Source organism: Streptomyces sp. NPDC043680 (assembly GCF_056436685.1).
This window is the reverse complement of sequence record NZ_JBWKCE010000002.1, coordinates 507,172-520,284: the sequence shown is the minus strand read 5'-3', so window position 1 is coordinate 520,284 and position 13,113 is coordinate 507,172. Positions and strand designations below refer to the sequence as shown.

The 13,113-nt window shown below is 70.5% G+C and carries 12 protein-coding genes; 5 read left to right on the top strand and 7 right to left on the bottom strand.

Annotated features, from left to right (window positions below; genetic code table 11):
- Window positions 1–12: 12 nt before the first annotated feature.
- From AC0666_RS05730 to AC0666_RS05710, 5 genes are all read right to left on the bottom strand, one after another.
- A complete protein-coding gene (locus AC0666_RS05730; RefSeq protein ID WP_468967682.1) occupies window positions 13–1,128 on the bottom strand; it encodes a DUF475 domain-containing protein in 1,116 nt (371 codons plus the stop codon).
- Between the two features lie 25 nt (window positions 1,129–1,153).
- The gene (locus AC0666_RS05725) at window positions 1,154–1,729 is read right to left on the bottom strand and encodes a TerD family protein (RefSeq protein ID WP_361713894.1); all 576 of its coding nucleotides are present in this window, start codon (window positions 1,727–1,729) and stop codon (window positions 1,154–1,156) included.
- A gap of 145 nt (window positions 1,730–1,874) precedes the next feature.
- Window positions 1,875–2,450 (bottom strand): TerD family protein, encoded by a 576-nt coding sequence (locus tag AC0666_RS05720; protein WP_361713892.1) that lies wholly within the window; start codon window positions 2,448–2,450, stop codon window positions 1,875–1,877.
- A 164-nt stretch (window positions 2,451–2,614) separates the two neighbouring features.
- The gene (locus AC0666_RS05715; RefSeq protein WP_361713906.1) at window positions 2,615–3,073 is read right to left on the bottom strand and encodes a peroxiredoxin; all 459 of its coding nucleotides are present in this window, start codon (window positions 3,071–3,073) and stop codon (window positions 2,615–2,617) included.
- Window positions 3,074–3,224: 151 nt separating this feature from the next.
- A complete protein-coding gene (locus AC0666_RS05710) occupies window positions 3,225–3,653 on the bottom strand; it encodes a DUF3052 domain-containing protein (RefSeq protein WP_356850396.1) in 429 nt (142 codons plus the stop codon).
- A gap of 451 nt (window positions 3,654–4,104) precedes the next feature.
- Between AC0666_RS05710 and aceE the strand changes: the two genes are divergently transcribed.
- Together aceE and AC0666_RS05700 are read left to right on the top strand one after the other, a co-directional pair.
- Window positions 4,105–6,837 (top strand): pyruvate dehydrogenase (acetyl-transferring), homodimeric type, encoded by a 2,733-nt coding sequence (gene aceE / locus AC0666_RS05705; RefSeq protein ID WP_478707145.1) that lies wholly within the window; start codon window positions 4,105–4,107, stop codon window positions 6,835–6,837.
- 90 nt (window positions 6,838–6,927) lie between these two features.
- Window positions 6,928–7,734, top strand: a complete 807-nt coding sequence (locus tag AC0666_RS05700; protein WP_361713888.1) for a potassium channel family protein — start codon at window positions 6,928–6,930, stop codon at window positions 7,732–7,734.
- Here the strand turns inward: AC0666_RS05700 and AC0666_RS05695 are convergent.
- Both AC0666_RS05695 and AC0666_RS05690 read right to left on the bottom strand, forming a co-directional pair.
- The gene (locus AC0666_RS05695) at window positions 7,715–8,113 is read right to left on the bottom strand and encodes a peptidase inhibitor family I36 protein (RefSeq protein WP_361713886.1); all 399 of its coding nucleotides are present in this window, start codon (window positions 8,111–8,113) and stop codon (window positions 7,715–7,717) included. The genes AC0666_RS05700 and AC0666_RS05695 overlap by 20 nt on opposite strands.
- 217 nt (window positions 8,114–8,330) lie before the next feature.
- Complete coding sequence (locus tag AC0666_RS05690) at window positions 8,331–9,926, bottom strand: MFS transporter (RefSeq protein WP_478707193.1); 1,596 nt, start codon at window positions 9,924–9,926, stop codon at window positions 8,331–8,333.
- A gap of 128 nt (window positions 9,927–10,054) precedes the next feature.
- Between AC0666_RS05690 and AC0666_RS05685 the strand changes: the two genes are divergently transcribed.
- The 3 genes from AC0666_RS05685 to AC0666_RS05675 all read left to right on the top strand — a co-directional run bounded on the left by AC0666_RS05685 (window position 10,055) and on the right by AC0666_RS05675 (window position 13,009).
- The gene (locus AC0666_RS05685; RefSeq protein ID WP_468584463.1) at window positions 10,055–10,711 is read left to right on the top strand and encodes a TetR family transcriptional regulator; all 657 of its coding nucleotides are present in this window, start codon (window positions 10,055–10,057) and stop codon (window positions 10,709–10,711) included.
- A gap of 147 nt (window positions 10,712–10,858) precedes the next feature.
- On the top strand, window positions 10,859–12,085 hold the full coding sequence (locus AC0666_RS05680) for an alpha/beta hydrolase (RefSeq protein ID WP_468968511.1): 1,227 nt from the start codon (window positions 10,859–10,861) through the stop codon (window positions 12,083–12,085).
- A gap of 75 nt (window positions 12,086–12,160) precedes the next feature.
- The gene (locus AC0666_RS05675; RefSeq protein WP_468967692.1) at window positions 12,161–13,009 is read left to right on the top strand and encodes a DUF4429 domain-containing protein; all 849 of its coding nucleotides are present in this window, start codon (window positions 12,161–12,163) and stop codon (window positions 13,007–13,009) included.
- Window positions 13,010–13,113 lie beyond the last annotated feature (104 nt).

Genomic DNA, 13,113 nt, shown 5'->3' with positions numbered 1-13,113 from the left:
TGTGCGCCGTGGTCATGCCTCGGCGGGGGAACCCTCCGCTTCCAGTCGCTTGTTGCGGCGCACCGAGGACCAGAAGGACCAGGCGATGAGCACGACGCCGACGAGGCCGGTGATGACCTCGTGGATCTCGTACTGGATGGTGACGAGCAGGATCACGGCGAGCGCACCGATGGCGTAGTGCGCGCCGTGCTCCAGGTAGACGTAGTCGTCGAGGGTGCCCTGGCGGACCAGGTAGACCGTGAGCGACCGGACGTACATGGCGCCGATGCCGAGGCCGAGGGCCATCAGCACGATGTCGTTGGTGATGGCGAAGGCGCCGATGACCCCGTCGAAGGAGAAGGAGGCGTCGAGGACTTCGAGGTAGAGGAACATGAAGAACGCGGCCTTGCCGGCCAGGGTGACGGCGGAGACCGGCTTGCCGCTCCTCTTGGCCTCTTCCTCGGCCTCGTGCTCGGCTTCCTCCTCTTCCTCCAGCTTGTTCTCGAAGTAGCCGGAGAGACCGCCGACGATCATGTACGTGATCAGGCCGGCGATGCCGGCGATCAGTACGGTCTGCGCCTTGTCCACGTGGGTGCCGCCGTGCTGGTGGGCGTGGGCGGCGAAGGTCATGGACGTGATCAGCAGGGCGATCAGCGCGATGCACGCGGACAGCATGTCGATCTTGCCGAGCTTGGCGAGCGGGCGTTCCAGCCAGGCGAGCCACTTGATGTCCCGGTCCTCGAAGATGAAGTCGAGGAAGATCATAAGAAGGAACATGCCGCCGAATGCCGCGATCGCCGGGTGGGCGTCGGTGACCAGCTGCTGGTACTGGTCCTTGTCGGTCAGTGCCAGGTTGACGGCATCGATCGGCCCGATCTTGGCGGTGATCGCGACGATCACGACGGGGAAGACCAGACGCATGCCGAACACGGCGATGAGCACGCCGACGGTGAGGAAGATCTTCTGCCAGAAGGCATTCATCTTCTTCAGGATTCCGGCGTTGACCACCGCGTTGTCGAAGGACAGCGAGATCTCAAGGATGGACAGGATCGCGACGATCCCGAATGCGGTCCACCCCCCGTAGAACACCGCTGCGACCAGACCGAGCGCAGTGACTGCGAACGACCAGCCGAAGGTTTTGAGAACCACTGGCACCCCATCGTCTTGTACGGCTTTACGAAACGTTGACCCCGAAGTCTAGAGCGATGCCCCGGAGGCCCGACGCGTACCCCTGCCCCACCGCGCGGAACTTCCATTCACCCCCGTACCGGTAGACCTCGCCGAAGATCATCGCGGTCTCGCCGGAGGCGTCCTCGGTGAGGTCGTAGCGGGCCAGTTCCTGGCCGTCCGATTCGTTCACGACGCGGATGAAGGCATTGGTGACCTGGCCGAAGGTCTGCCGCCGGGCGTCCGCCTCGTGGATGGAGACCGGAAAGACGATCTTGTCCACCTCGACCGGGACCTTGGTCAGATCGATGATGATCGACTCGTCGTCGCCCTCACCCTCGCCGGTGAGGTTGTCCCCCGTGTGTTCGACGGAGCCCTCGGGGCTCTTGAGGTTGTTGTAGAAGACGAAGTACGCGTCCCCCAGCACCCGGCCGTCGCGGCAGAGCAGCGCGCTGGCGTCGAGGTCGAAGTCGGCCCCCGTGGTCGAGCGCGCGTCCCATCCGAGACCGACCAGGACCCGGGTGAGGTTCGGTGCGGCCTTGGAGAGGGAGACGTTGCCCCCCTTGGCGAGTGTGACGCCCATCTTGTGGTCCTCCCCGGACGACGTGTGGTCCCGGCCCCCGCTCTGGCGTGGCGGCCGGGGGTGGATCGTGCAAAGCACGTCCGGCGCCGTACACACAGTGCACGGCGCCGGACGGGTGACAGCTGGCGACAGCTGGCAGGCTTGATCAGACGTTGACGCCGAAGTCCTGCGCGATGCCGCGCAGGCCCGAGGCGTAGCCCTGGCCGATGGCGCGGAACTTCCACTCCGCACCGTTGCGGTACAGCTCGCCGAAGACCATGGCGGTCTCGGTCGAGGCGTCCTCGGAGAGGTCGTAGCGGGCGAGCTCGGAGTTGTCGGCCTGGTTCACGACGCGGATGTAGGCGTTGCGGACCTGGCCGAAGCTCTGCTGGCGGCTCTCGGCCTCGTAGATGGAAACGGGGAAGACGATCTTGGCGACATCGGCCGGGACCGAGGCCAGGTTGACCTTGATGGCCTCGTCGTCGCCTTCGCCCTCACCGGTGGTGTTGTCCCCGGTGTGCTCGACCGAGCCGTCCGGGCTCTTCAGGTTGTTGAAGAACACGAAGTTCGAGTCGTTGGCGACCTTGCCCTGGTCGTTGGTCAGGATCGCGCTGGCGTCGAGGTCGAAGTCGACACCGGTGGTGGTGCGAGCGTCCCAGCCCAGACCGACGATGACCGCCGTCAGGTTCGGCGCGGCCTTGGTCAGCGAGACGTTGCCGCCCTTGCTGAGGCTGACTCCCACGGGTCCTCCATTTGGGTTCATGTGGGGCGGTGCCCCGTCGTGCGGTTTCTACGGGATCAACGCTTGGATCCTAGTGACGGGTTCCCGCCGACAGGGGGTTTTCGCGCGGATCCCGGCCGGGACCGCCCCCGGGCCCTGGCGGCCCCGGGTGCCCCGGAGGCGCATCACAGGCTGTCGAGGGCCTTGATGTACTCGTTCAGGTCACGGGCGTCGGGCAGGCCGTTGACGACGGTCCAGCGCACGATGCCGTCCTTGTCGATGATGAAGGTGCCGCGGACCGCGCAGCCCTTCTCCTCGTCGAAGACCCCATACGCGCGGGAGGTCTCGCCGTGCGGCCAGAAGTCCGAGAGCAGCGGGTAGTCCAGGTTCTCCTGCTCGGCGAAGACCCGGAGGGTCGGCACGGAGTCGTTGGAGACGGCGAGGAGCTGGACGTCCTCGTTCTGGAACCGCGGCAGCTGGTCGCGCAGCTCGCACAGCTCGCCGGTGCAGACCCCGGTGAAGGCGAACGGGTAGAAGAGCAGTACGACGGCCTTCTCGCCGCGGAAGTCCGAGAGCCGCACGGTGGCACCGTGGTTGTCCTTGAGCTCGAAGTCCGGAGCCTTGTTGCCGACCTCGATCGCCATCTCTCGCATCCCTTCGTTCCTGCGTCCCTGGATTGGGCTGTTCGGGTGGGGCCAGCCTATGGGGAGGAGGCGTCCGCAACGCACGCACCCCGCCGACCGGGGTGGGTTCCGGTGCGGCGGGGTGCGTGTCCGCTTGGCTGCGGGGCGCGGCTCAGCGCTTGGACTTGGCGGCCTTGGGGGTCATCAAGCGGCTGGCGTTCCACTCCTTGCCCACGCTGACGCTCTTGGTCTGCGAGAGGCCGGCGGTCTGGGCGGCCTCGCTGATGTCGCTGGCCTCGACGTAGCCGGGGCGGCCCGTCTTGGGGGTCAGCAGCAGGATCAGCGCGGCGTCCTCGACCAGCTCGGTGGCGTCGACGAGGGCGTCCGTCAGGTCACCGTCCTCGTCGCGGAACCACAGCAGCACCGCGTCGGCCACGTCGTCGTAGTCCTCGTCGACGAGGTCGTTGCCGATCAGTTCCTCGACTGCGTCGCGGAACTCCTGATCGACATCTTCGTCGTAGCCGATCTCCTGGACCACCTGTTCGGACTGGAAACCCAGCCGGGCGGCCAGGCTCTCCGCGTGGTCCGCGGTCGCGCTCACGGGGTGCCTCCTGCTCATGTTCGGTGAATGTCTTCGGCGGCGCGCGTACGCGCAGCATTGGGCGTAGTCCACACGGGCGCGGCGGATCGCGCAAGTACCCGGCCGCCGAGACCGTCGAAACGGTGACGATTGCGGCCGTCTCGCCGCAACTTTCAGCCTTCCCGTGGGGGGCTAGGGTGATTCATCCCACAGCATTCCAGGTCTTTAGGCCTTGCTTGAGGACTTTCCTACCTGTTTGAGGGACGAACGCGGTCACGGCCCGGGTGATCCCTCCTGGGCGTAGGGTGGCGATGGGGCCGACCGCCGCCGAGGCCCGAAACCGCTGCTCGCCGCCGAATCACCGCAGACTCGATTGATTACCCAGTGGTAGAGATGACGATGGGGAGCGAGCGTACGACCATGGGAGGCGGCGAACCCGAGGCAAACCCTCCCCTGACAGCGAAGGAACAGCGTGGCTTCCGCATCCGATCGCAACCCGATCATCATTGGCGGCCTGCCGAGCCAGGTCCCGGACTTCGATCCTGAAGAGACCCGGGAATGGCTCGACTCCCTGGACGCCGCCGTCGACGAGCGGGGACGTGAGCGTGCCCGCTACCTGATGCTGCGGCTGATCGAGCGGGCCCGCGAGAAGCGCGTGGCCGTGCCCGAGATGCGCAGCACGGACTACGTCAACACGATCGCCACCAAGGACGAGCCGTTCTTCCCGGGCAACGAGGAGATCGAGCGCAAGGTCCTGAACGCCACCCGGTGGAACGCGGCCGTGATGGTCTCGCGTGCGCAGCGCCCCGGAATCGGTGTCGGCGGCCACATCGCCACCTTCGCCTCCTCCGCCTCCCTCTACGACGTGGGCTTCAACCACTTCTTCCGGGGCAAGGACGAGGGTGACGGCGGCGACCAGATCTTCTTCCAGGGCCACGCCTCGCCGGGCATCTACGCCCGCGCCTACCTCCTGGACCGGCTGTCGGAGCAGCAGCTCGACGCGTTCCGCCAGGAGAAGTCGAAGGCCCCGTACGGCCTGTCGAGCTATCCGCACCCGCGGCTGATGCCGGACTTCTGGGAGTTCCCGACCGTCTCGATGGGTCTGGGCCCGCTCGGGGCGATCTACCAGGCCCGGATGAACCGGTACATGGAGGCGCGGGGAATCGCGGACACCTCCAAGTCACACGTATGGGCGTACCTCGGCGACGGCGAGATGGACGAGCCGGAGTCGCTGGGCCAGCTGTCGATCGCGGCGCGCGAGGGCCTGGACAACCTGACCTTCGTGGTGAACTGCAACCTGCAGCGCCTCGACGGCCCGGTCCGCGGCAACGGCAAGATCATCCAGGAGCTGGAGTCGCAGTTCCGCGGTGCCGGCTGGAACGTCATCAAGCTCATCTGGGACCGCTCCTGGGACCCGCTGCTGGCGCAGGACCGCGACGGCATCCTGGTCAACAAGATGAACTCGACGCCGGACGGCCAGTTCCAGACGTACGCCACGGAGACCGGCGCGTACATCCGCGAGCACTTCTTCGGCGACGACCAGCGGCTGCGCGCGATGGTCGAGAACATGAGCGACCAGCAGCTGCTGCACCTGGGCCGCGGCGGCCACGACCACAAGAAGATCTACGCGGCGTACGCGGCGGCCAAGGCGCACAAGGGCCAGCCGACGGTGATCCTGGCGCAGACGGTCAAGGGCTGGACGCTCGGCCCGAACTTCGAGGGCCGCAACGCGACGCACCAGATGAAGAAGCTGACGGTCGACGACCTCAAGCGCTTCCGCGACCGCCTGCACATCCCGATCACGGACGCGCAGCTGGAGAGCGGCGCGCCGCCGTACTACCACCCGGGCCGCAATTCGCCGGAGATCCAGTACATGCACGACCGCCGCAGCTCGCTGGGCGGCTACGTGCCGACCCGTGTGGTGCGGGCGAAGCCGCTGCAGCTGCCGGACGACTCGGTGTACGCGGCGGCGAAGAAGGGCTCGGGGCAGCAGTCGATCGCCACGACCATGGCGTTCGTGCGCATCCTGAAGGACCTGATGCGGGACAAGGAGATCGGCCGGCGGTTCGTGCTGATCGCTCCGGACGAGTACCGCACCTTCGGCATGGACGCGTTCTTCCCGAGCGCCAAGATCTACAACCCGCTGGGCCAGCAGTACGAGGCGGTCGACCGCGACCTGCTGCTCGCGTACAAGGAGTCCCCGACCGGCCAGATGCTGCACGACGGCATCTCGGAGGCGGGCTGCACGGCCTCGCTGATCGCGGCGGGTTCGGCGTACGCGACGCACGGCGAGCCGCTGATCCCGGTCTACGTCTTCTACTCGATGTTCGGTTTCCAGCGCACGGGTGACCAGTTCTGGCAGATGGCCGACCAGCTGGCGCGCGGTTTCGTCCTCGGTGCGACGGCCGGCCGGACCACCCTGACGGGTGAGGGCCTGCAGCACGCGGACGGTCACTCCCAGCTGCTGGCGTCGACGAACCCGGGTTGTGTGGCGTACGACCCGGCCTACGGCTACGAGATCGCGCACATCGTCAAGGACGGTCTGCGGCGGATGTACGGGCCGGAGGCAGAGGACGTCTTCTACTACCTGACGGTCTACAACGAGCCGATCCAGCACCCGGCGGAGCCGGCGAACGTCGACGTGGACGGCATCCTCAAGGGCATCCACCGGGTGTCCACGGGCGTGTCCGGCGCGATCGGGGCCCAGATCATGGCCTCGGGCGTGGCGGTGCCGTGGGCGCTGGAGGCGCAGCGGATCCTGGCCGAGGAGTGGAACGTCCGGGCGGACGTGTGGTCGGCGACGTCCTGGAACGAGCTGCGCCGCGAGGCCGTCGAGGTGGAGGAGCACAATCTGCTCCACCCGGAGGAGGAGCAGAAGGTCCCGTACGTGACGCAGAAGCTGTCGGGTGCGGAGGGGCCGTTCGTGGCGGTGTCGGACTGGATGCGGTCGGTCCCGGACCAGATCTCGCGGTGGGTGCCCGGTGCGTACACCTCGCTGGGCGCGGACGGCTTCGGCTTCGCGGACACGCGCGGCGCGGCCCGGCGCCATTTCCACATCGACGCGCAGTCGGTGGTGCTGGCGGTGCTGACGGAGCTGGCCAAGGAGGGCCGGATCGACCGTTCGGCGCTGAAGCAGGCCGTCGACCGCTACCGGCTGCTGGACGTGGCGGCCGCGGACCCGGGCCCCGCGGGCGGCGACGCGTAGCGCTCCGGCGCTCGAACGGATGAGAAGGGTGGGCCGGGCTCCGCGGAAGCGGGGCCCGGTTCGCTTTGCCTGTTCCTTACGATGCTGTCCATGAAGCAACCGTCCAGGCAGTTGCGGTGGGAGCGGCGCAGCCAGACCCCGCTGCTGGTGCTCGCCGTGGCGTTCGCCGTCGCCTACGCCGTGCCGATCGTCTTCCCCGATGCGGACGCGCGGGTGCACCGGGCGTGCATGGTGACCGAGTGGGTGGTGTGGGGGGCGTTCGCCGCCGACTACCTGATGCGGCTCGGCCTGTCGTCGGCGAAGAAGGCGTTCGTACGGACGCACTGGCTGGACCTCGGGGCGGTTCTGCTGCCGATGTTCCAGCCGCTGCGGCTGCTGCGGCTGGTGTCCACACTGCTGCTGGTGGGGCGGCGGGCCCGGATGGCCCCGCAGATCCGGCTGACCACCTACGTGGCGGGGGCGGTGGTCGGGCTGCTGATGTTCGGCTCGCTGGCCGTGCTGAGCGTGGAGCGGGACGCCCCGCGCGGGAACATCAAGAACCTCGGCGACGCGGTGTGGTGGAGTTTCACCACCATGACGACCGTCGGGTACGGGGACCACTCCCCCACCACCGGTCTGGGCCGGTTCCTCGCGGTGGGCCTGATGCTGTCCGGGATCGCGCTGCTGGGTGTGGTCACCGCCAACATCGCGGCCTGGTTCATCTCCCGCTTCGAGCGCGACGACCGGGTGGAGCGGGCCCAGACCGCCGCGATCGCGGAACTGACCGCGGAGGTACGGGCCCTGCGGGCGGAGGTCGCCCGGCTGGGCGAGGCCGCTCCGGGCGCGGGGGCCGAACGGCCGGCCCGCATGCCCGAAGCGGCCCCGGCGGCGGGCGCCGCTAGCGCTCCCACACCTTGAACGCCCTGATCAGGTAGGGCGATTCGGGCAGCCAGACCCCGTCGCCGGGGTAGGTCTGGAACTCTCCGGTCTCGGCGCACTCGGCCGACTGGTAGGTGGTCACCGGCCGCCCCGTGCGGTTGACGAGCGACTGGGCGGTGGCCCCTTCGGGCAGGGCCGTGCAGCTGTTGATGTCGAGGGTGCTGAGCTCGCGGGTGTGCCGGGTTCCCTTGAACTCGGGCTTCGCCCACAGGCACAGCTGCCCGGTGGCGCAGGGCGGTGTCTTCGTCGGCGGCCCCGCGGCGTGCGCGGCGCTCGCCGTGCTCGGGATGAGGGCGGCCAGGGCGAGGGCGGTCGCGGCGAGGACGGTGGTCGGTCGTGCGGGGGAACTCGTACGCATGACGGGTCAACTCCTGGTGGACTGCGGGGCCCCGGACCGGTTCCGGAGCTCCCGGTGCACCACGCTGACCTGCGGGGACGGCCGGGCGGAAGGGGCTGCGGGCCGGTCCATCCGGATAGGCGACAGCCCCGCGGGAACCGTCCGGCGGGCCTGTCGCGGGCAGCGGGTTGACGCCCGCGCCGCCTGGGCCGAGGGCGCGGAGCGTGCGTGCGGCGGCTCAGACGTGGGCCGCGCCCGCCCCCGCGGCGGCGTTCTCGCCGCGCTTGGTGAAGCAGGCCACGAGGGCGGCGAGGACCGCGACGACGCCGGCGACGGTGAAGGCGGCGCTCATCCCGGACACGAAGGTGTCGTGGGCGACCGTGGTGATCGCCTCGGTGAGCTGCGCCGGGGCGCCGGGCGGGACGGGGGCGATGCCGACCTGGACGCCCTTCTCGGCGAGGTCGAGCTGCTGGGGGTCGAGCGGGGGCAGCTGCGCCGCCTGCCAGTTGTCCCCGAACGAGTTGCCGACCGTACGGGCCATGACCGCGCCGAGGACGGCGGTGCCGAGGCTGCCGCCGACCTGCATGGCGGCCTGCTGGAGGCCGCCCGCCACTCCGGACAGCTCCAGCGGGGCGTTGCCGACGATGACCTCGGTGGCGCCGACCATGACGGGCGCGAGGCCGACTCCGAGGAGGGCGAACCAGAGGGACATGGTGAGGGTGGCGGTGTCCGGGGTGAGCCGGGACATCCCGAAGCAGGCGGCGGCGCTGGCGAGCATGCCCGCGACCAGCGGGATCCGCGGGCCGACGGCGGTGATGGCGGCGCCGGCCAGCGGCGAGCCGACGATCATCATGCCGGTCAGCGGCAGCAGGTGCAGGCCGCTGTCGACCGGGCTCATGCCGTGCACGTTCTGCAGGTAGAAGGTGACGAAGAACAGGCCGCCCATGAAGGCGAAGGCCATCAGCACCATGAGCACGGTGCCCGCGGACAGGGGCAGCGAGCGGAACAGGCCGAGCGGGACGAGCGGCTCGGCCACCTTGGACTCCCAGACCGCGAAGGCCGCGAAGCAGAGGAGGGACACGCCGAGGAAGACCAGGGTCAGCAGGTCGCCCCAGCCCCACTCGGAGGCCTTGATCAGCGCCCAGACCAGGGAGAACATCGCGCCCGACAGCAGCACGACGCCCAGCAGGTCGAAGGACCCGGGGGCGTTGTCGGCGCGGTGGTCGAGCAGGATGAACAGGCCGAAGGCGAGCGCGACGACGCCGACGGGCACGTTGATGAAGAAGACGGACTGCCAGCTGACGTTCTCCACGAGCAGGCCGCCGACGATGGGTCCCGCGGCGGTGGACGCGCCGATGACCATGCCCCAGATGCCGATCGCCATGTTGAGCTTCTCGGCGGGGAAGGTGGCGCGCAGCAGGCCGAGTGCGGCGGGCATCAGCAGGGCGCCGAACAGGCCTTGGGCCACGCGGCAGCCGATGACCAGCTCGACGCTGGAGAACAGGCCGATGGCCGCCGAGGCGGCGGCGAAGCCCGTGATGCCGAGGAGGAAGGTCTGGCGGTGGCCGAAGCGGTCGCCGAGCTTTCCGGCGGTGATCAGGGAGACGGCGAGGGCCAGCAGGTAGCCGTTGGTGATCCACTGCACGTCGGCGAGGGAGGCGCGGAGGTCCTGCTGGATCGCGGGGTTGGCGACGGCGACGATCGTGCCGTCCAGGGTGACCATCATGACGCCGATGGCGACGGCGAACAGGGTGAGCCAGGGGTGGCCGCGCAGAGCGGTCGAGGCCGGTCCCGGTCCGGGTGCCTTCTCGGGGACCCGGTCTTCGGCACTCATCTGACGAGTCATGCGAACAGGCTAATGACAGCGACTGACACTTCACAGACGGCCCAACGCGGCAGCGGCTGTCAGGTCCGTCACAGGTACCCTGACCCCTCACTCAGCGTCAGAAAGGACCCGCGGTGATGACGGACCAGCAGACCGTGCCGGCCTCGGTACCGGCCGGACTGCGCGAACGCAAGAAGCGGCGCACCCGGGACGCGCTCCTGCGCGCCGCCCTCCTGCTGTTCACCTCCCAGGGGTACGAGGAGACGACCGTCGACGAGATCACCGACGCCGTGGAGGTCTCCCAGCGCACCTTCTTCCGGTACTTCGCCAACAAGGAGGAAGCCGCCTTCGCCGTCCAGGACCTGGTGGAATCGCACTTCCTGGCGGCGCTGCGGTCCCGGCCGGCCGCCGAGGGCCCGCTGGAGGCCCTGCGCGGTGCGGTGCTCGCCGCCTGGGACACCGTCGACGAGGCGCTGTCGGACGCGGTCCCGGTCGACCTCTACATGCGCACCTACCGGCTCATCGAGTCGACCCCTGCCCTGCTCGCCGTACACCTGCGGCGCTCCACCGAACTGGAGGAGCGGATCGCCCGGCTGGTCGCGGAGCGTGAGGGCCTGGACGTGGAGGCCGACCCGCGGCCGCGGGTGGCCGTGGCGGCGTTCAGCGGGGTGATGAGGGTCACCGGGCGGCTCTGGGGCCAGGGCGAGGACACCAGCGTGGCCGCGATCCGGCGGATGACGGAGGACTTCCTCGACCAGATCGGACCGGCGCTCGCCGCTCCCTGGCGGGGCTGAGCCGCGTACGGGAAGGCCAGCCGGGGTCGGTACCGGATCCGCGCGGGGCGCGCGCAGGCCCTGTACGGGCGTCCCACGATCGGCCGTGAACCCGGTCACCCGGGGCGCTGTGCCCCGATTCGGTCTCATACCCTGGATGCAGTGAACGTGCCCGGCCCCGCCCCCTCCCTCGTCGGCGCTGATCCGCGCCCCGCCGCCCTGCGCGCCCTGCTCGCGCTGGCGGTGGTCTTCCTCATGCTGGCCACCACGGGCTGGACGGCCGTGCACCGGCCCGACGTCGGCAGCTCCCTGCGCGCCGCCGCCCTCGCCGCCTGGTCGGCGGCCCGGATCGAGGGCCGGCCCCTGCCGCCCGCCGACGCACCCGTGCGCACCGTGGCCCGTTTCTTCGCCGGCCTCGACGGCTCCCAGCGGGCCCGGCTCGCCGAGGGCTACCCGCTCGTCGTCGGCAACCTCGACGGCGCGCCCGCCGCGCTGCGCTACCGGGCCAACCTACGCGCCCTCGAACAGGCCGCCCGCGCCGAGGAGTCACGCAGCCGGGACGTCGGCCTGAGCCCGGCCGACCGCGCCACGGCCGGGCGGCGGGCGCACCGCTTCGAGTCCCTGGCCCAGCCCGGCCGGCAGATCCTGACCTTCGACCCGACGGGCGGCGGCCGCGTCGCCGAGGTCTTCGGCGATCTCGACCGGGCCGACCGGGTCTCGGTCATCGTGCCCGGGGTCGACACCGACGTGCTCACCTTCGAGCGCACCCAGCGCCGCGTCACCGCGCCCGTCGGCATGGCGCAGGCGTTGTACGAGGCCGAGCGCGCGGCGGCTCCGGCTGCCCGGACCGCGGTCATCGCCTGGGCCGGGTACACGGCCCCCACCGGGGTCGGCATGGACGCGGCCACCGGCCGGATGGCCATGGACGGCGCGGTCCGGCTGGAGTCGCTGGCGGCGGCCCTGCCCCAGGACGCGAGCGTGGCCCTGTTCTGCCACAGCTACGGCTCGGTGGTGTGCGGGGTGGCCGCGCACGCGCTGCCGAGGTCGGTGAGCGACCTGGTGGTGGCGGGCAGCCCCGGCATGCGCGCGGGGTCCGTCGCCGAACTGGGCACCTCGGCACGGGTATGGGCCACCCGGGACGCCGGGGACTGGATCGCGGACGTCCCGCACCTGGAGCTCGGCGGGCTGGGGCACGGGGCCGATCCGGTCTCCCCGGGGTTCGGGGCGCGCCTGCTGTCGGCGGCCGGGGCGAGGAACCACACCGGCTATTTCGAGCCAGGTACCGGCTCCCTGGACAACTTCGCCAAAATCGGAACCGGCGCATTCGGTTCCGTTGTCTGCGCGACCGGCGACGATGCCTGTCGGCGCGGAATTTCCTGGCCGGGCGGCGAGTGACACGTGTAGAGACCGGAAAACCGGGCTCTGCACCGAGGGGGACGCCTGGGGGTAGGTCCCTCTACCATGTGCCGCATGGGTGACGTACTGGCCGGAAACCATGCCGTCTGGGAGTTCGACTCGGACTCGGTGCTCATCCGCTTCGCACGGGGGATGCGAACGCCACGACTCTGGCACGCCCTCGGGGCCCGGCGGATCCCCTTCGAAGCGCTGTCCGGGGTGAGCGTGAGCGCGTCCGGAACCGGGGGGAGGCGCGAGCCGGTGGTACTGCGCGCCGTGCCGCGGGCCGGCGCGGATCCCCTGGTGGAGGCCGCCGCGGGACAGCTCCGGGAAGCGTGGGACCCGTACCGGCTGGTGCTCGCGGCCGACCGGGCCGGGCAGGCGGACGCCTTCGCCGAGGCCGTGCGCAGCCGGCTGGGGCCGGATGCCTCCGAGCCCGCGGGGCGCTTCCTGGTCGAGGTGGCGCAGCCGCCGCTGCGGCTGAAGGCGTACGACGCGCGGGTGGGCTTCGACGGCTCGGCCGTAACGTTTCAGTGGTCGCGTACGGGAGCCACCGGCACCAAGTGGAAGGCGGGCGACCAGCGGTATCCGCTGGCCGCCCTCAGCGGCGTGGAGTGGAGCTCCCCGGAGCGCCCCGGCGGCCACCTGCGCCTGCTCACCCGGGACACGGCGGGCGACCCGCGCCCGGACCACGACCTGGCGACCGCGGTGTTCCGGGCCGGGCACGGGGCGGTCCACGAATCCCTGCCGTTCGCGGCAGCGGTGCTGGCCGCGCTGGGCCGGGGCACCCCGGTGGCCTCGGTCCCGCAGCCCCGCGCGAGCGGCGACCGGCTGCACCACCTGGGCGAACTGCACAGCGCGGGCCTGCTGACGGACGCCGAGTACGCGGCCCTGCGCGACCGCTTCACCGCCGAGGCCACGTAGCGGAGTCGGGCCCTGGAGGGGCGCCGGGGCGGCGGGGCCGGCCGGAGGAGCCGGTCAGCGGGACGGGAGTCGCCCGGACGAGCCGGTCAGCAGCAGTCGCCCGG